General features: G+C 39.6%; 14 protein-coding genes and 2 pseudogenes. 14 read left to right on the forward strand and 2 right to left on the reverse strand.

Annotation, left to right across the window (positions count from 1 at the left end; translation table 11 throughout):
* The first annotated feature begins 718 nt into the window (after positions 1-718).
* The 12 genes and pseudogenes from ACVIJU_RS10045 to ACVIJU_RS10100 all read left to right on the forward strand — a co-directional run bounded on the left by ACVIJU_RS10045 (position 719) and on the right by ACVIJU_RS10100 (position 15,331).
* Positions 719-2,293 (forward strand): Vga family ABC-F type ribosomal protection protein, encoded by a 1,575-nt coding sequence (locus ACVIJU_RS10045; protein ID WP_339192813.1) that lies wholly within the window; start codon positions 719-721, stop codon positions 2,291-2,293.
* Between the two features lie 905 nt (positions 2,294-3,198).
* Entirely contained in the window at positions 3,199-4,119 is a 921-nt protein-coding gene (locus ACVIJU_RS10050) for a putative RNA methyltransferase (protein ID WP_094245818.1), read from the forward strand.
* A pseudogene (locus ACVIJU_RS10055) lies at positions 4,100-5,564 on the forward strand (Msr family ABC-F type ribosomal protection protein). Before ACVIJU_RS10050 ends, ACVIJU_RS10055 begins: the two are co-directional and overlap by 20 nt.
* Before the next feature lie 398 nt (positions 5,565-5,962).
* On the forward strand, positions 5,963-6,136 hold the full coding sequence (locus ACVIJU_RS10060) for a DUF4083 family protein (protein ID WP_327848327.1): 174 nt from the start codon (positions 5,963-5,965) through the stop codon (positions 6,134-6,136).
* A gap of 656 nt (positions 6,137-6,792) precedes the next feature.
* A complete protein-coding gene (locus ACVIJU_RS10065; RefSeq protein WP_063389479.1) occupies positions 6,793-7,440 on the forward strand; it encodes a TetR/AcrR family transcriptional regulator in 648 nt (215 codons plus the stop codon).
* Positions 7,441-7,536: 96 nt separating this feature from the next.
* Entirely contained in the window at positions 7,537-8,679 is a 1,143-nt protein-coding gene (locus ACVIJU_RS10070; protein WP_063389478.1) for an acyl-CoA dehydrogenase, read from the forward strand.
* 64 nt (positions 8,680-8,743) lie between these two features.
* A complete protein-coding gene (locus ACVIJU_RS10075; RefSeq protein WP_117017491.1) occupies positions 8,744-10,387 on the forward strand; it encodes an AMP-binding protein in 1,644 nt (547 codons plus the stop codon).
* A 10-nt stretch (positions 10,388-10,397) separates the two neighbouring features.
* Positions 10,398-11,754 (forward strand): annotated as a pseudogene (locus tag ACVIJU_RS10080) (acetyl-CoA carboxylase biotin carboxylase subunit).
* Between the two features lie 84 nt (positions 11,755-11,838).
* The gene (locus tag ACVIJU_RS10085; protein WP_130157294.1) at positions 11,839-12,051 is read left to right on the forward strand and encodes an acetyl-CoA carboxylase biotin carboxyl carrier protein subunit; all 213 of its coding nucleotides are present in this window, start codon (positions 11,839-11,841) and stop codon (positions 12,049-12,051) included.
* Between the two features lie 12 nt (positions 12,052-12,063).
* Entirely contained in the window at positions 12,064-12,972 is a 909-nt protein-coding gene (locus ACVIJU_RS10090; protein ID WP_063389475.1) for a hydroxymethylglutaryl-CoA lyase, read from the forward strand.
* A 17-nt stretch (positions 12,973-12,989) separates the two neighbouring features.
* The gene (locus tag ACVIJU_RS10095) at positions 12,990-13,769 is read left to right on the forward strand and encodes an enoyl-CoA hydratase (protein ID WP_327857043.1); all 780 of its coding nucleotides are present in this window, start codon (positions 12,990-12,992) and stop codon (positions 13,767-13,769) included.
* Between the two features lie 14 nt (positions 13,770-13,783).
* Positions 13,784-15,331, forward strand: coding sequence for an acyl-CoA carboxylase subunit beta (locus ACVIJU_RS10100; protein WP_456687536.1), 1,548 nt, complete (start codon positions 13,784-13,786; stop codon positions 15,329-15,331).
* An 859-nt stretch (positions 15,332-16,190) separates the two neighbouring features.
* On the opposite strand, the gene ACVIJU_RS10105 is transcribed toward ACVIJU_RS10100, so the two are convergent.
* Together ACVIJU_RS10105 and modB are read right to left on the reverse strand one after the other, a co-directional pair.
* Positions 16,191-16,841, reverse strand: a complete 651-nt coding sequence (locus ACVIJU_RS10105) for an ATP-binding cassette domain-containing protein (protein WP_456687537.1) — start codon at positions 16,839-16,841, stop codon at positions 16,191-16,193.
* A gap of 39 nt (positions 16,842-16,880) precedes the next feature.
* The gene (gene modB, locus ACVIJU_RS10110) at positions 16,881-17,555 is read right to left on the reverse strand and encodes a molybdate ABC transporter permease subunit (protein ID WP_063389471.1); all 675 of its coding nucleotides are present in this window, start codon (positions 17,553-17,555) and stop codon (positions 16,881-16,883) included.
* Between the two features lie 303 nt (positions 17,556-17,858).
* Here modB and ACVIJU_RS10115 point away from each other — a divergent pair, with 303 nt between their 5' ends.
* Complete coding sequence (locus ACVIJU_RS10115) at positions 17,859-18,806, forward strand: helix-turn-helix transcriptional regulator (RefSeq protein ID WP_063389470.1); 948 nt, start codon at positions 17,859-17,861, stop codon at positions 18,804-18,806.
* Positions 18,807-19,014: 208 nt separating this feature from the next.
* A complete protein-coding gene (gene tsaA, locus ACVIJU_RS10120) occupies positions 19,015-19,494 on the forward strand; it encodes a tRNA (N6-threonylcarbamoyladenosine(37)-N6)-methyltransferase TrmO (protein WP_456687538.1) in 480 nt (159 codons plus the stop codon).
* Positions 19,495-19,500: the final 6 nt, after the last annotated feature.

Below are 19,500 nucleotides of genomic sequence, written 5' to 3' on the forward strand. Positions count from 1 at the left end.
TTGTGGGAGCAATTGTACTCCCATGAAATATGAGTTAAATTCCAACTTCTGTGTGTGAACTCGTTTTATGGTTGGCTAACGAAACAATTTTTTGCAAGGAGCAAAAAAGTTACATGTTATTAACATAAGAACTACCATTTAATCATTTACTCTCGTAAAGCTGCCCTTGCTGCATCCATATATTCAATCCTCTGCAGGCGCGATCATAAATCTTTTGTTGTTCATCAAATGCAGTTGGGACGTTTTCTAATCCCAAAAATACCTTGATACGTTTTATTATTGTTTCGTAATATTTAATTTTGTCAGGCTGTCGATGTGTAAACGTGACGAAACTCCTCGAATGCTATTTATGTATGAGTGGAATGTAAAAAATTTGTTCCATTAACAAAAATGTTTTTTATTTACAAATAACATTTGACAATTCTTAGTAAATCGTTTATAGTAAATTTAAACTTAAGATCGGAAGGGTGAACTGACCTAATGAAGTACTAATCCTATTTATGAAAGGTTACAATTGAAGGCTATGTTTAGCAGACAATCTCTGCTGTGTTTGCAATGACTTCAATTGTCTTTTTTTCAGAATAGGATTGGTCTTCTATAGGTGGATCTAAAAGAATAGTTTCTTTTTGGTGTGCCCCTAAATATTTATGCCTCCTATTCTGAATGTATATAGGAGGCATTTTTTTGTCTCCTAAGTTAGTACAAAGGAGATGTTCATATGCTCTTATTAGAAGCTCATCATATAAAGCACTATGTACAGGATCGTTTATTACTAGATGTGGATCGATTGGAAATCCATCAAAAAGATCGAATTGGATTAGTTGGTCGAAATGGAAGTGGGAAAACGACGTTACTTCATATTTTAGCTAAAAAAATTTCTTCAGAGGAAGGGAGCGTTATTCAACATACTCAATTTGAACTTTTGCCGCAGTTTAAACGAACAGATACAACAAAAAGCGGTGGTGAAGTGACGCAAGAATATATTCAAAAAGCTTTTGTGAAAGATCCAGAGCTTTTACTTGCAGACGAACCAACGACAAATCTCGATACAGACCATATTGAATGGTTAGAAAAGAAACTGAAAGAGTGGCAGGGGGCATTTATCATTGTTTCACATGATCGCGAATTTTTGGATACTCTTTGTACGACCATATGGGAAATCAATGAAGGAAAGATTAAGGAATATACAGGCAATTACAGCGATTATGTAAAACAAAAAGAAGTAGAGAGACGTCAAGAACAGTTAGCGTATGAAAAATACGAGAAAAAGAGAAAGCAGTTAGAAGAAGCATTAAAATTAAAAGAGAAAAAAGCGGAAAGAGCAACAAAGACTCCTAAAAAGGTAAGTAAATCAGAGGCGAAAATTACTGGAGCGAAGCCGTACTTTGCCAAAAAGCAAAAGAAGCTGCAAAAAACAGCGAAAGCCATTGAAACGAGATTAGAAAAACTTGAAAAGGTAGAAAAAGTGAAAGAACTCCCGCCGCTTAAGATGAACTTGCCGAATGCAGAAGCGTTTAAAAATCGAATTATCTTACGTGTAGAGGATGTAACAGGCAGGATTAGCGAACGTGTACTTTGGAGCAATGCAAGCTTCTATGTACGCGGTGGTGATAAATTAGCGATTATCGGTCCAAATGGAAGTGGAAAAACGACGCTTGTAAAAAAGATCATCAACGAAGAGCCTGGCATTACACTTTCCCCGGCTGTGAAAATGGGGTACTTTAGCCAAAATTTAAATATATTAGATGTGGAAAAATCTATTATTGAGAATGTCCAGTCTTCTTCTAAACAGAATGAAACACTTATTCGGACGGTTCTTGCGAGAATGCATTTCTTCAGAGATGATGTATATAAGCCAGTAGAGGTTTTGAGCGGCGGTGAGCGGGTAAAAGTTGCGCTGGCAAAACTATTTTTAAGTGATATCAATACGTTAATTTTAGATGAACCGACGAATTTTCTTGATACGGAATCTGTTGAAGCATTAGAGTCTCTTCTAAAAGAGTATGAAGGAAGCGTGATCTTCGTCTCCCACGATCGCCGATTCATTGAAAATATCGCTACACGAATTTTGGCAATACGTAATCAAAAGATTGCACTTTTTGAAGGAACCTATCAGCAATATAAACATGCTCAACTGCAAAAAACTCGAGACACTGCAAAAGAAAAACGTCTCTTACTCGAAACAAAAATATCAGAAGTACTAAGTCGCTTAAGTATCGAACCATCTAAAGAATTAGAAATGGAATTTCAAAAACTTTTACGAGAAAAAAGGGAATTGGACAAGTTTGAATAATTGCGAAGAATTCTTTTTTGAACCAAAGGTAATTTCGATGTATAGCTTTTATTTAAAGAGCAATACCAATATCGTCTTGGACAGTTGAGCAAAAAATACAGAAAAGATTTTACAGGAAGTGATGAAACTGCTTGGATCACGATCATTTAAAGCTTATAAAATGATCACGTGTATGTGTTAAGCACAAAATGCTGTCACAAACTTCAGGTATTATTGTTTTCTAAAGGGATCAGATGGTGGAGAATCAGGGAGATTAATGGACAGCTTCTTCAAGAAAATGTTGTATAAAAGCGGAATAATTGCTAGTTTTCTTTGACTTTTTCAGATAAGATCTCTATAATAATCGGTGTACTGAAAATTTAAAGGAGGATTATTAAAAAGTGTATTCTGTCAGATTGCGTTTCCCAGCTTTGAACTAAGTAATTAAATACGTTCAAAGGCTCTGCTTGTGAATGCAGAGTAATGGGAGCAGTCTGTCCTTTTTTAATAATCTTCATTTCATATAGAAAATATGTAATATGAAGACAGACGGGTCTCGTCTGTCTTTTTTATATATGTATAATTATCCTTCTTTTATTTAGCAAAAGGAAGGTTTATCCCGCTTTAACGGGCAATAAGTCCCCGCTTCAAGACTAAAGCTGAAATAATAAGTCTAAGTGGGGAATAACTGCCCGTAAAAGCCCGATTGGTTTAGCTAACCATCAGTGGGGATGAAGGCCGATTAAAAACGCAGCGTCATCATTTCTTCATCGGCACTAGCACATGTCGCCCACTGATGGAAGTTTCACTTTATTTGGTGACGGCTTCAAATAGCCCCGTAATTTAAATAAGGATGGGTCTTCTTCCCTTTACTCTGAATCACAGGCAGATCGCCTGTGTTTTTTATTTGGAAAGGGAGAGATCACATGACCAAAAAAATCAAAAGTGCAGAACTTGTTAGTGAATTTGTAGCGGCATTCAGATGTCCACTCTGTAAAAGTTCGATGAGGGTTGTTGATTTGAAAAGCCTAATATGCTCTAAAAATCATACTTTTGATTTCACTAAACAAGGATATGTAAACTTGATGACTCGTTCCTCTACTAGTCATTACAAGAAGGAATTGTTTGAAGCAAGACGCAAAATCATTATGGAAAGCGACTTATACACATTCGTGCATGAAGCGATTGCAAGGTCGATAAAGGAGTATATGGACGTTTCTTTTAAACCTTTAATGGTTGCAGATGTAGGGTGCGGAGAGGGCTCCCATTTACAAAGGATTTTGGACGAATGTAAGGTTTCGGCAATGACTGGGGTTGGTCTTGATATTTCAAAGGAAGGCATTGCCATGGCTGCGAAGAGATACGAAAACCAAATTTGGATGGTAGGCGACTTGGCAACATCACCGCTTGCGGATCAATCGTTTCATGTAATTCTAAATATCTTATCTCCTGCCAATTACAAAGAATTCAAGAGGATATTAGTCGAAGATGGACTTGTCATTAAAGTTATTCCTCGTCCTCATTATTTGAAAGAGCTGAGAGATGAACTATTTGATCATAACGAAAAAAAGTTCTATAAAAATGATCAAACAGTGTCGCTTTTCAAAAAACATCTCCATCTACTGGATGTGCAGCATTTATGTTACACAAAGAACCTTAATAAAGCTGATCTTAAACACTTGGTGCAAATGACCCCGCTAGCATGGTCTGCGGATAAAGGGCGTATTGATGCGTTTATAAATCGGGATTCGGCTGAGATCATGGTGGATTTGGAAATTTTAGTAGGCGTAAAGAAAACATTTGCAACAAGAATGGGGGCTGCGAATCATGGAAAAAGTATTGATTGAGTTAAATAATATTGAAGTTTCATTTTCCGGCCAACTTGTATTAAATATTCCTCGACTGGCCGTACACCAATTTGATCGTATCGGGATTGTCGGAAAAAACGGGGCCGGGAAAGAGTACGTTGTTGAAGCTTTTGGCAGGCCAAATTACGCCTGATAAAGGTCAAGTACATCGCTTTGCCGATTTTGCTTATTTTGATCAGCTGTCAAGACCGATTAAACGTGAAATCGATTATAAATTGCTAGGAAGGTTGTCAATCCCGCAAACAGAAGTGAAAAATTTAAGCGGCGGAGAACAAACTCGTTTGAAATTAGCGGAAATTTTCTCCACCTATCATGAAGGTTTATTAATAGACGAGCCGACAACACACTTAGATGAGGACGGTGTGCAGTTTTTAATTGATGAACTAAGTTATTACTATGGCGCGCTTGTTCTTGTAAGCCATGATCGACATGTGCTGGATGAACTCGTTACAAAAATTTGGGAGGTAGAAGACGGGCGTGTAACAGAATATACGGGGAATTATTCAGACTACGCAGAACAAAAAAAGCTCGCTCGGAATAGACAGCTTAAAGAGTACGAAAAATACGTGAAAGAAAAAACGCGTCTTTTAAAAGCAGCTGAGGAGAAAATGAAAAAGGCTGAAAAAATTACTCAGCCAAATAAACGTATGTCAAAAAAGGAAACAAAAGCAAAGGCAAATAAAATGTTTATGACGAAATCAAAGGATACAAGCCAAAAGGCGATTCAACGTGCAGCAAAAGCGATTGAGCAGCGTGCGGAGCAACTCGAAGCAGTAGAGGCGCCAAAAAAGGAACAAACCCTTTATTTTCCTCAGCCAGCTGCTCTCAAACTGCACAATAAGTTTCCCATTATGGCGGATCGATTGACGCTTAAGGCAGGAAATAAAATTCTGCTTAAAGAAGCCAGTTTCCAATTCCCATTAGGGAGCACGGTCGCTATCACGGGAAAAAATGGTTCAGGGAAAACAACACTCCTTCGTCATATCATCCAGCAAGGGGAAGGAATTATTCTTTCTCCGAAAGCTGTCATCGGATCATATAAACAAATGGGCTATCAATTTGAAAAGAACGAAACAGTAGTTTCATTTATGAAAGAACGAAGCGACTATCATGAAAGTAAGATTCGTGCAGTTCTGCACGCAATGAATTTTACAGGAAATGATTTAGAAAAGAACGTCCGCAATTTAAGCGGTGGCGAAGCTATCCGTCTAGTTTTGTGTCAACTATTTTTAGGAAGATACAATATACTGATTTTAGATGAACCGACCAATTTTTTGGATGTTTTTTGTATTGAAGCGTTAGAGCGTTTTTTAAAAGGATATGAAGGAACTGTTATCCTCGTATCGCATGATCGCATGTTTATTGATCGTGTCGCAGATCATATATATGTCATGGAAAACCAACAATTGAAGCTAAGAAACTGAAGCAGGGAAGACGTTCCTGCTTCTTTTTTATAAGAATCCTTTTTAGGCGGGTGATTTTTTAATAAGAAATTGTATAGTGTGAACGCTTATTTTTTAAAAATAGAACTATGTGCTAAATGAACATTGAAATAAAATAATGAAAATAATTAAACAAGAAGGTAAAGGAAAAATGGAAGTTTAAGGAGAAGAAAAAGGATTAAAAACAGAAAACTCTTTGAGGACATCAAACAGAAGCATAATGGACGCTTTTCACTCTAGAGCAAACAATCAAAATAAATTTGCTATTTACTTATTGTTAAAGTTTTTAATAAAAATGTTATGTTAACTGTATGGTGAGTCGGGATACAACCAAAGATTCCAGCCCTTTGTTTCTTTGTGATACAGTTAGAAAAAAGAGGATGGGTGATTGGGAATCATTCATTTTTCCATTGGTCATGTTTGCTTTTCTTATTGCTTTTGCACGTGCAGTGTTCTTTGTAGTCAAATCATTAGTCATGAGCAAAAGTTCAGCACAAATTGATAAGAAGCTGGATAGAATCATTGAACTGTTAGAGAAACAAAGCAAAGGATAACCTATTCTTTTAGACGGTTTAAGGAGGCCGTTTTACAACATAGAATTAGACAAAAACTAACCTAAAAACATTGTGTCTGAGGGGGAACGATTGCCTTCAGGGAGATTTCAAGAAGTACCTATTTATCCAACTGCACCCAAATGTATTCCGATCCTGCGGCACGAACATTGTATCTGTACCAATGGATGAATTTGGAATGAGAATTTATCAAACATGCAAACTTAGATTAATACATACTATTCCGGAATTTTTTTAAGTCAGGAAAGAAGAAAAAAAACAACTATTAACTCTTGTGCGAAGATATCAAACGATAGTTTTATAAGAGAGAACAAATCAAAGCAATATCTATGTCTTCTTGATCAGTCTCTTATCTACAACACTCATCTGGCAGCCCGATGTATCATGCCTTGATAGCGATGGTTAGATTTAAAAAATCCTAAACGGTACTGCACAGGCAAACTAAGGAGTTCAGTAAACGCTTTCGAATAAAAAATTCTTCTGTACAAAAAAAGAAAATACCCACAAAATTTTGACTCAATCTTATTAAACGAGGATTGACATTTGGGGCATTTATTACGTATTTTATAGATAACAGCTATAAAATATTTAACTTTTCTGAAAATTGTGTTAATATAAGCTGATGAAGGAGATTTTCTATGGCAAATAAAACTTTAAAAGAAAGAATTATCGATACGGCTCTGCATCTTTTTGAACAATACGGCTATCATGGGGTTACTGTCGATCGGATTGTCACAGAAATCAACGCATCAAAAGGCGGCTTTTATCATAATTTTAAATCAAAAGATGAACTTCTTTATCACATTCACGACGTGTTTATCACCTATGTGCTCAACAAGGCACAGGCGGCCTATGAAAACTACAAAACCCCAACAGAGCGTTTATGTGCTATTATTCAATCATTTGTAAAAGTATTTCATTTATATAAGCCGCATATAACGGTGTTTTATCAAGAAAGCAATTATTTAAAGCCGGAGTATGCACAAAAAATTAATGAAAAACGTGATGAGTTTAAGCAGGTGATTTTTCGGGTCATTCGCGAAGGAATTGACGCAGGCGAGTTTCGCCCAGAGCTTTCAGTGGAAATTACAGGAATGACGATTATTGGCATGGTGAACTGGACGTATAAATGGTATAAGCCGGAAGGGCCGATGACAATCGAGCAAATTGCCGACTATTTTATTGATTTTATTTTGCATTCTGTCCTTACAGAAAAGGCTAAGCAAAAGGCGGAAAATATCATTTATTTCATCAAAAGCAAGCAGGCTTCGCTTCAATCATTTTAAAATTTAAAAAATGATTTTTAGTTAACGTAAATTTTTCATGAAAAACAAACCGACTAGTCGGTTTTAGAATAATATGTTAGAAATGGGGGAGAGAGCATGAATTTTGAACTTACAAAAGAGCAACAGATGATTAAAGAAATGGTAAGGGAGTTTGCTGAGAAGGAAATTGCACCAAACGCAGCGAAATGGGATGAAGAAGCCTATTTTTCCATCGAAATATTCAAAAAGATGGGGGAGCTAGGGCTATTGGGAATCCCGTTCCCAGAAGAATATGGCGGAGCTGGTGGCGATACGATTTCATATGCTGTTGCTGTAGAGGAAATTGGTCGCGCCTGTGGCGGAACAGGTCTTAGCTATGCTGCTGCTGTCTCATTAGGTGCAAGCCCTATTTACTATTTTGGTACAGAAGAGCAAAAGCAAAAGTGGCTTGTTCCGATGGCCAAAGGAGAGGCGTTGGGAGCGTTTGGGTTAACTGAACCGAATGCCGGTTCAGATGCTGGCGGAACCCGAACGAGAGCGGTGCTTGACGGAGATGAATATGTGATTAATGGAGAAAAATGCTGGATTACGAATGCAGGGCATGCAAGACAAGTGATTGTCACCGCAGTGACCGGAAAGGATGACAAGGATAAAAACATCATCTCTGCTTTCATTGTTCCAACAAACGCTCCGGGATTTACGATTCAATGCAATTACGACAAAATGGGTGTCCGTGCCTCGAATACGTGCGAGCTTGTGCTTGAAAATGTACGCGTGCCGAAAGAGAACATATTAGGGGATCCGGCAAAGGGATTTAAGCAATTTTTATATACTCTAGATGGCGGTCGCATTTCGATTGCTGCTCTTGCCGTTGGCATCGCTCAAGCCGCGTTTGAGAAAGCGCTTCAATATGCGAAGGAACGGAAACAATTTGGTCAATCCATTTCTAAATTCCAAGCGATTCAATTTAAGCTTGCCGATATGGCGATGGAAATCGAATTAGCCCGCAGCATGGTGTATAAAGCGGCCTGGCTAAAAGATCAAGGGAAACCGTTTACAAAAGAAGCCTCTTTCGCTAAACTGTTTGCTTCTGAAGCTGGCTTCCGCATATGTAATCAGGCAATTCAAATTCATGGAGGATACGGGTATATGAAAGAATATGGGGTCGAGCGCCATTTGCGCGATATTAAGCTCATGGAAATTGGTGAAGGCACATCAGAAATTCAGCGGCTCGTTATTGCCCGTCAGCTTGGATGTTAAAGGACAGAAAAAATGGAGAGGATGAAAATTTATTTAAACAAAGGAGGCGCATGTTATGACGGAGATGTTAGAGGTTACGGTTGGCAAACTATTAGAAGAAAAAGCGAATGCTTATCCAGAGCATGAGGCTGTTGTGTATGCAGATCGCGGACTTAGAATGACATACAGGCAGTTTGATGAATATTGTCGTCTTGTTGCTCGAAGCTTAATGAAACTGGGCATTCAGTCAGGAGAGCATATTGCAATTTGGGCAACCAACACTCCTGAATGGCTGGCATGCCAGTTTGCTACAGGCAAAATGGGGGCTGTACTTGTGACGGTCAACACGAACTACCGTACAGCTGAATTAGAATACTTATTGAAGCAATCAGATTCCACGACCCTTCTTTTAATCGAACAATATCGCGATACCTCTTACATTGACACGATCTATGAGATTGCCCCGGAGCTGTACGAATGTCAGCCAGGACAGCTGAAGGCGAAGCGTCTTCCACGTCTAAAAAATGTCATCGTTCTTGGTGATAAGCGTTACCCTGGCACATATACATGGAATGATCTTTTGGCGATGGCTCAAGATACCGCTGAAGATGAACTCGATCAACGAATGAACTCCCTTGACCCGCATGATGTCATCAACATGCAATACACTTCAGGAACGACAGGATTTCCAAAAGGAGTTATGCTCAGCCACTACAACATTATCAACAACGCCTACAATATTGCTCAATGCATGAAACTCACGAAAGATGATCGTTTATGTATTCCTGTGCCATTTTTTCACTGCTTTGGCTGCGTGCTTGGCGTCTTAGCATGCGTCTCTGTAGGCGCTACGATCGTACCAATACAAGAATTCAATGCTACCCAAGTGCTTCAAACGGTTCAAGACGAAAAATGCACCGCTTTACATGGTGTGCCGACCATGTTTATTGCTGAGTTGAACGATCCTGATTTCGAAAAATACGATCTGTCTTCATTGCGGACAGGAATTATGGCGGGATCAAATTGTCCAATTGAAGTAATGAAGGCGGTTATCGAAAAAATGGGAGCCAAAGAAATTACGATTGCTTATGGACAAACTGAATCTTCGCCTGTCATTACTCAGACGAGAACGGATGATCCTATTCATTTGCGCGTCGAGACAGTCGGGCGTGCTCTTCCAAACGTTGAAGTCAAAATAGTCGAACCAGGCACAAACAAGGAAGTACCGTACGGTGTGCAAGGAGAGCTATGTACGCGAGGGTATCATGTCATGAAAGGATATTATAACAATCCGGAAGCGACGAAAGAAGCGATTGATGAGGAAGGATGGCTCCGTACAGGCGACTTAGCAATAATGGATGAAAATGGATATTGCCGCATTACTGGAAGACTAAAGGATATGATCATCCGCGGTGGAGAAAACATTTATCCACGGGAAATTGAAGAATTTTTATATCAGCATCCGAAAATTCTAGATGTTCAAGTGGTCGGTGTACCTGATGAAAAATACGGAGAAGAAGTAATGGCGTGGATTATATTAAAACCAGGGCAAACTGCGACGGCTGAAGAAGTTCAAGAATTTTGCCGCGGAAAAATATCGCGTCATAAAATCCCCCGTTATATTGAATTTACCGATTCGTATCCGATGACAGCATCCGGAAAAATTCAAAAATTTAAATTGCGCGAGCAGGCTAAACAAATTCTTAGTACAAAGACAACACATGAATAGGAGGAGTTGCATGTTTAAAAAAGTGTTAGTGGCCAATCGGGGAGAAATTGCAGCTCGAGTCATTCGAACGTGCCGGCGGTTAGGAATTCAGACAGTAGCCATATACTCAGAAGCAGATGCTGATTCGCTCCATGTAAAATGGGCAAACGAAGCTTATTTAATTGGAAAGCCGCATGTCAGTGAAAGTTATTTGAATATTGACAAAATCATTGACGTTGCAAAAGCGACGAAAGCGGAAGCGATTCATCCAGGATATGGTCTCTTGTCGGAAAACCCGACATTTGCGCACCGTTGTGAAGAGGAAGGAATTGTATTTATCGGACCGAATGCTGATGTTATTGCGAAAATGGGAAGTAAGATTGAGTCGCGGAAAACAATGTCAGAAGCAGGCGTGCCGATCGTCCCCGGCATCTCCTTTCCGCTTCAAAATGTCGAGGAAGCAGCAAGCACAGCAGCGACGATCGGTTATCCTATTATGTTAAAGGCGTCTTGCGGCGGATGGCGGTATCGGAATGCAAATCGTCCATAATGAAGAGGAATTGCACAAAGTGTTTGAAGGCAACCAAAAGCGGGCGACTTCCTTCTTCGGCGATGGGGCGATGTATTTGGAAAAGTATATTCAGAATCCGCGCCATATTGAAGTTCAGCTTCTTGCTGACCACTACGGGAATTATGTGTATTTATGGGAACGTGAATGTTCGATTCAGCGGCGTCACCAAAAGGTGATTGAAGAAGCTCCTTCTCTGTTTTTAGATGAGCAAACAAGAAAAAGAATGGGGGAGACAGCCATTCAAGCCGCCCAATATATCGGTTATACAAATGCAGGAACGATTGAATTTCTTGTTGATGAACAGAAAAACTTCTACTTTCTTGAAATGAATACGCGTCTTCAGGTAGAGCATCCAGTAACTGAGGAGATCACCGGTCTGGATCTTGTTGAAGAGCAGCTGCGCATCGCTGCCGGGGAAAAGCTCGGCTATAGCCAAGATCACATCCAGCGTCAAGGGCATGCCATCGAGGTGCGGATTTACGCAGAGGATCCAAAAACATTTTTTCCATCCCCCGGAACCATTACTGCGCTTCAATTACCGGAGGGAGAGCATATTCGCAATGAAACAGCAGTTCAAAGCGGAATGGTCGTAACGCCGTTTTATGATCCAATGATTGCTAAATTAATTGTAAAAGGCGAAAACCGAAAGGAAGCGATTAATCGCATGCTGCAAGCGCTTGGCAGCTATCAAATTGAAGGAATTAAAACAAACATTCCAATGCTAAAAGAAGTGTTGGCACACCCAGAATTTCAAGCGGGACATACAACAACCGATTTTGTAAATCGGCATTTAAGCAGCGTTTCTATCAAAAAATAAGATGTTGATCAAGTCTTCCACTTTTCTTGATTAGAGAGTGGAAGACCTTCAATCTGCAAGTTCAGGAAATGGAGGAGTAAAAAGATGAATCAGATTGTTGCAATAATGGCAGGGAATGTATGGAAAATTGTTGTTTCTGTCGGAGAAAACATTGAGAAAGGGCAAGATGTCGTGATTTTAGAATCAATGAAAATGGAAATTCCTATTGCTGCAGAAGCAAGCGGAATCGTTAAAGAAATTCATGTGAAGGAAGGCGATTTTGTCAATGAAGGCGATATTTTGCTTGAATTTGAATAAGAGGTGAGGCGCGTGGGCAACTGGCCTAAACACGTTACGATTAAAGAGGTAGGGCCTCGTGATGGGCTGCAAAATGAAAAGACAGCCATTGCGACTGAAGATAAAATTGCTTGGATCAATCAGCTTTCCAAAACAGGGTTGACGTACATTGAAATAACATCATTTGTTCATCCAAAATGGATTCCGCAGCTAGCCGATGCGCTAGATGTTGCAGCAGGAATTGAACGAGCTCCTGGTGTTACTTATGCAGCGCTTGTTCCGAATCAAAAAGGGCTTGAAAATGCTTTGACGACTCAAGTTGATGAAATCTCTGTATTTATGTCTGCAAGCGAGACGCATAATCAAAAAAATATTAATAAATCAATCTCAGATACCTATCCTGTCTTAACAGCTGTTGTTCAGGAGGCAAAGCGTGCTAAGAAAACTGTTCGCGGCTATCTTTCAACGGTTTTTGGTTGCCCTTATGAGGGGGAAGTTTCCATTGAGCAGGTAGCTGCTATATCAGAGCGGTTGTTTGAAATGGGAGTGGATGAGCTTTCTTTAGGTGATACGATCGGTGTTGCTACCCCTCGCCAAGTGGAAGCTGTGCTCAACTCGCTTCTAAAGAGATTCCCGAAAGAAAAGCTATCCATGCATTTTCACGATACAAGGGGAACAGCCTTAGCCAATGTGCTGCTTTCATTAGAAATGGGGATTACGACTTTTGACAGCTCGCTTGGTGGACTGGGCGGCTGTCCGTATGCACCGGGAGCTTCCGGAAACGTAGCGACTGATGATTTATTATATATGCTTCATGGCATGGATATTGCTACAGGCATTGATGCTGGGCGGTTAACGGAGGCAGCGCTATTTATTCAAAATAAAATCGGTCGAGCGCTCAATAGCCATTATTTGCAAACCGTTGATCCTTGTTTGTCCTAATAAAGGAGAGTGATTAAATGGAATCTTCTATTCTCTATGAGGCGGCGAATGGAGTGGCAGTGCTAACTTTGCATCGCCCGCAAGCAGTCAACGCTTTGTCTACAGCGCTGTTAATGGAGCTGAAGCAAAAGCTTGGGCAATTAAGGTTTGATCGCTCGATCCGTTGTGTGATCGTAACAGGAAGTGGAAAAAAAGCATTTTGTGCTGGTGCTGACTTAAAAGAACGTGCCAGTATGACTGAAACAGAAGTGAGAAAAACCGTTGCGCTGATTCGCGAGACGATCAATGAATTTGAACAGCTTCCAGCACCAACTATTTGCGCGATTAATGGCGTTGCATTTGGCGGAGGCCTCGAATTGGCGTTAGCTTGCGATATCCGTATTGCCTCTGATAATGCTCAGCTTGGATTAACCGAAACGGCGCTTGGGATTATTCCAGGTGCTGGCGGAACTCAGCGTCTCCCGCGTTTAATCGGAAAAGGCAAAGCAAAGGAGCTCATTTTTACGGCTAAACGGCTAACGGCAGCGGAAGCAGCCAGCATCGGAATAGTAGAATATGTTGTGCCGTATGAGCAGTTAATGGAAAAGGCAAACGAACTTGCCGGACAAATAATTCAAAATGCGCCGATTGCTGTTGCCCAAGCTAAAATAGCCATTAATCGAGGTCTGGAAGTCGATTTATATACAGGTTTGAAGCTGGAGCAGATGGCTTATGAGATGACAATTCCAACGAAGGATCGTTTAGAAGGGCTGCAAGCCTTTAAAGAAAGGCGGAAGCCTGTTTATAAAGGAGAGTAAAGGAGGAAGTGCAAGTGATCAACGAGCAAGCAAAAACATTGACCGAGAAATTGGCGGAACAAGTCGAAAAAATTGAACAAGGCGGCGCATTAAAGTACCATCAAAAAAATGCGGAGAAAGGCAAGCTATTCGTACGAGATCGTCTAAAGCTGTTATTTGATGAGGGAATGCAATTTGAGGATGCTTTATTTGCCAATTGTCTTGCTGACGGTCTGCCAGCTGATGGCGTGGTAACAGGGATCGGAAAAATCAACGGGCAAACCGTATGTGTAATGGCCAATGATTCAACGGTAAAGGCGGGATCGTGGGGATCACGAACCGTAGAAAAAATCATTCGTATCCAAGAAACCGCAGAAAAGCTTCGGTGCCCGATGCTTTATTTAGTAGACTCGGCTGGGGCGCGGATTACGGATCAAGTCGAAATGTTTCCTGGTCGCCGCGGGGCAGGGCGCATTTTTTACAATCAAGTAAAGCTTTCTGGAAAAGTGCCGCAAATATGCTTATTATTTGGACCATCGGCGGCCGGCGGTGCTTATATTCCAGCTTTTTGCGATATCGTCATTATGGTCGAAGGAAACGCTTCGATGTATTTAGGATCGCCGCGAATGGCGGAGATGGTGATTGGCGAAAAAGTGACGCTTGAAGAGATGGGTGGAGCGCGAATGCATTGCAGCGTCTCTGGATGTGGAGATGTACTTGTGAAAACAGAAGAAGAAGCCATTCAGTTTGCCCGCAAGTACTTATCTTATTTTCCAGCCAATTTCGCTGAAAAACCGCCGATTGTCGAAGCAAAGCCAGCGAAGAGCTTTGAAAAAACGATTGAGGACATTTTACCCCTGAATCAAAATGCGCCGTTTAATATGTATGACTTGATCGAGCGTTTTATTGATGAAGGCTCTTTTTGCGAAATCAAAAAGCTGTTTGCACCTGAATTGATTACAGGACTTGCTCGCTTGAATGGACAGCCAATCGGTATACTCGCTAACCAGCCGCGCATCAAAGGCGGTGTCCTATTCCATGATTCGGCTGATAAAGCAGCCAAATTTATTACTTTATGTGATGCCTTCCATATTCCGCTTTTATTTTTAGCCGATATTCCAGGATTTATGATCGGCACAAAAGTGGAAAGGGCAGGAATTATCCGCCATGGAGCGAAAATGATTTCAGCGATGTCAGAAGCAACGGTTCCGAAAATTTCTATTATCGTGCGAAAAGCGTATGGGGCAGGTCTTTATGCGATGGCTGGCCCGGCCTTTGAACCGGATTGCTACTTAGCGTTTCCTAATGCACAAATTGCTGTGATGGGACCAGAAGCAGCGGTTAATGCAGTCTATGCCAATAAAATTGCTGAGCTTCCTAAAGAAGAACAGGCAGCCTTTATTGAACAAAAACGGGAGGAGTATCGCCGCGATATTGATATTTATCGTTTAGCCTCAGAGATGGTGATAGATGGAATTATCGCTCCAAACCAGCTTCGCGAAGAATTGATTTGTCGCTTTGATGCCTATATGTCGAAATATATCGTCTTTTCGGAAAGAAAGCATGGAGTATATCCGGTGTAATAAAAAAGGTTCTTTGTCAAATATTGGGGTTCAGGCTGCCGCGCTTCGCTTGGTGGCCTTTTCTTCTGGAAAGGGGGTACCTCCCTTTCTAAAAGAAAAGGTAGTGCTAGCCTATATGTCCCTCAATTCTTTTAAACTTGTGGATTCATAGTATTTTTGAACGAAAACGGGTAAAATTCTTATATCCATAGGCATTTCGCTTTCATACCTCCGTTAAATTGTTGATCACTTGCTTTGTCTTGTCGCATTTGATGAGGGAAGATACGCCTACGGACAACCATGTCGCAGGCATGTTGTGATTTTTGATTCAATCCAGCTTAAATAGCTTTGGATCCATTGCTTCTCGAAGAGGGCGTAACCGGGCCGCGCTGCTGAATTTAGAAAACGAACTAACGCCAGTGACGATATCCAATGGGTCGAGGGCGCTGCAGAATAATTTTTCCCCTGTGCCAAGCTCTCAACCTGAAAGCCAGTCTTTTCCGGAAACGTCTGAGCTTAATTCTAATGCATCATAAGCCGAGTCCAATGCAACCACTGCCGGCGACAAATGAATGAGACGAGCGCTGTAATCTGTCCCCAGAATTCTTTGTTCAACTGTCCGTCATTGATCCTTTTGCATTAAAAATTAATAGATTTTATCAAAAAGCATCATAAGGGAAAATTTTATAAATTTCACGACAAAAGAATTATGCTGTTTCAAGCGAGAGACGTATCCAGTAAAAATAGAACTATGTGCTAAATGAACAATATAAAAAAATAAATTTAATTTACTGTTTTTAAGGAAGTAAACACAAAATCTGAAAAAGGGGAATGCTATAAACCCCCTTTTTCCTCATAATTTGCTATAATTGATGTTAGCTTAAAGAGTAAGGCTGTCAATTAACTCTGAATAACTGTCACAAATTTTTCCTTCGTGTAAATATAAAATTCGATTCCCCAATTTTTTTGCTTCCTCAAGATGATGGGTGACTAATATAATGGGAATGCGCCAAAGCTTATGGATACGTAATAGCTCTTCATGACCTTTTACACGTGTTTGATTATCTAATGCAGAAAAAGGTTCATCTAAAAGCAAGGCATCCGGCTCGGTTGCAATGGCTCGTGCAATGGCGACCCGTTGTTTTTCGCCGCCTGAAATTTCAGACGGATATTTATCTCTAAGGTGTTCAATTCGCAGCTCTTTCATTAAATTTTTGACAAAGCTTTCATTTTGCATGCCATAAGCAATGTTTTTCCAAACAGTCATATGGGGAAAAAGCGCATAATCTTGAAATACATAGCCGATGTTTCTTTTTTGAATAGGAACAAATACTTTCTTATTTTCAAATAAAATGGTGTCGTTTAATCGGATGATGCCAGCAGCAGGTTTGCTTATCCCAGCAATACAATTTAAGATTGTCGTTTTTCCGGAGCCGGAGGGGCCAAAAAGGACAACAATCTCATTGGCCACTGAAAATTTTACATCTAATTCAAAATGGGATAGTCTTTTTTGGATTTCAACGATAAGCATAAGAAAAAACTCCTTTAAGTAAGCGACAATTTGAACTTACTATTTTTGTACATGTCTCATCATATTCCTTTTGCTCCACCAATTTAGCCATAAAATAGCGCTAAAGCCGAGGGCAACGATAATGATCACCCAAAATTTTGCCGCTTCCAAATTACCTGACTCCACCGCAAAATAAATGGCTAGAGGAATAGTGTCGGTGACATTCGGAATATAGCCGGCGAGCATGAGAGTGGCACCAAACTCTCCTAACGCTCGTGCAAAGGATAAAACTAAGCCAGCTAACAGTCCTGGCCATGCCAGTGGAAAAGATATCGTCCAAAACACTCTCCATTTCGATGCCCCCATTGTATATGCAGCATTTTCAATATTTGGATCATACTGCCGAAACGCTGCAGATGCACTTTGATACATTAAAGGAAAAGACACGACGACTGCTGCGATCACAACAGCATACCAAGTGAAAACAATTTGGAAATCAAACCAATCGAGCAGTAATCGACCAATAAATCCGTTTTTACCAAATATATATAATAAACCAAAGCCTACAACTGTAGGCGGAAGCACGAGTGGCAGCAAAATAATCGCTTCTATAATACTTTTCCCTCGAAAGGAGTTACGACTAATCAATCGTGCCAACACAACCCCAGTAACAAATACGATAAACGTAGCGATTGTTGCCGTTTTTAAAGAGAGTATAAGCGGCGAGTAATTCATATTTGTCGTTCACCTTTTCATAAAGTTTCATCATTTTTCGTTATAAATGGTTATAATTATTTTGAACTTTGGAGTAAAGGAAATGGTAAAACAAGAAGTTGAGTCATTTCCATTGAAAAAGAGCGAAACAAAACATGATATAATCAAGATTAGATATAAACTACATAGCCATCTTCTTGTTAAGAAAATAATTAATTTTATTTATATTTAAATATAAATCATTGATACAGAAGTTATCAATACAATATATCAAATTACATTTAATTACTTATAACGAATTTTTTTATGAAGGAGCAAGTAGGTATGGAAAAAAATCTTTCTTATACAACCGAGGAAGTGGCAAACATATTAAAGGTTTCAAAATTAACCGTATATGATTTAGTGAAAAAAGGGTTATTACCTGCTTATCGTGTCGGACGACAAATGCGAATTGATCCTTCCGATCTAGAAGAGTATATAAAAAAGTCAAAAGAAGAACTGCAGCCAAGCTCCGTACAGTCATCAAAAAAAGAAACATCGATTGAAACTCAAGGGTATTTGCAACCTAGACAATTAATTATAAGCGGCCAGGATATGAGCTTAGATATTTTGGCGAACTACTTAGAAAAATCCTCGAAAAGGTTTCGGCCACTTCGTTCTTATGTTGGAAGCTTAGAAAGCCTAATTTCAATGTATCAAGGATATTCAGACATTGTCAGTACACACTTAATCGAAGGAATTTCAGGTGAATATAATGTTCCGTATATCAATAAGATACTAGTGAATTTTCAGTATATCGTGATTCATTTACTAACAAGGAAGGCAGGCTTTTACGTCAAAAAGGGAAACCCGTTGAATATTAAGCATTGGGAAGATTTAAGAAGAAAAAATATAAAAATTGTGAACCGGGAAAAAGGTGCGGGTGCTCGTGTTTTACTAGATGAATGTTTGAGAAAGTATCGCATACCTGTTTCTGAAATTAACGGCTATGACAATGAGGTAACCAATCACGTAAGTGTCGCAAGTGCTGTCGCTAAAGGGGATGCAGATGTCGGGGTAGGAATTGAAAGAGGGGCTAACCTAGTTAAAGATGTCGATTTCATTCCGTTAGTTAATGAAAAGTACGATTTGGTTATTTTAAAGAACGATGAAAATAGAGAGTTAATTAGTCAAGTCCTGCAAATTTTAAGATCGGTTCACTTTCAAAACGATTTAAAAGCACTAGGAGGCTATGATTTGTCACAAACCGGACAAGTCGTTTATGAAAGCTGAAATGGATCCAGCTAAAAGCCAGGGGTTCTCTTAAAAACCTCTGGCTTTGTTTTATCACTTTTTGGCACTGGAATATCTGGTTTTCTTGATTCGTGAGCACTGGAAATGAAAAACCAAAAAGAGAAACATAAGTATATCTTTTTCTATTATATTTATTTATAATTAAATATAATTAATTATAAATAAAAGAAAATAGGATGTTGTAAAGATGAACATTCATTTTAAAGCGATAGGAAAAATTCTAACCCCTTTTAACACCTTGGAAGGAATGCCGATTCAATCGGCGGCGGCGAAAAATGTAGAAGGAACAATAGAGCTTAACCCATTGTATGTAGAAGGGATGAAAGATCTGGACGGCTTTTCACATCTTATTCTTATTTATTATTTTCATAAGGTTCATGAATATTCATTGCAGGTAGTTTCTTTCTTAGATGATCAACCCCATGGTATTTTTGCAACAAGATTCCCGAAAAGACCGAACCCAATCGGCTTTTCAGTCGTTCGATTGAAAAGTATTGAGGGGAATCATATCCATGTCCTAGATGTCGATGTATTGAACGAAACACCTCTACTCGATATAAAGCCTTACGTTCCGATGTTTGATGCAATAGAAACATCTAAGATTGGATGGTTTGAAAAAAGAATCGAAAACGTAGATAAAGTAAAAGCTGATAAAAGCATTTATTGAAAAGGC

It is taken from the genome of Aeribacillus sp. SP014 (assembly GCF_054055575.1).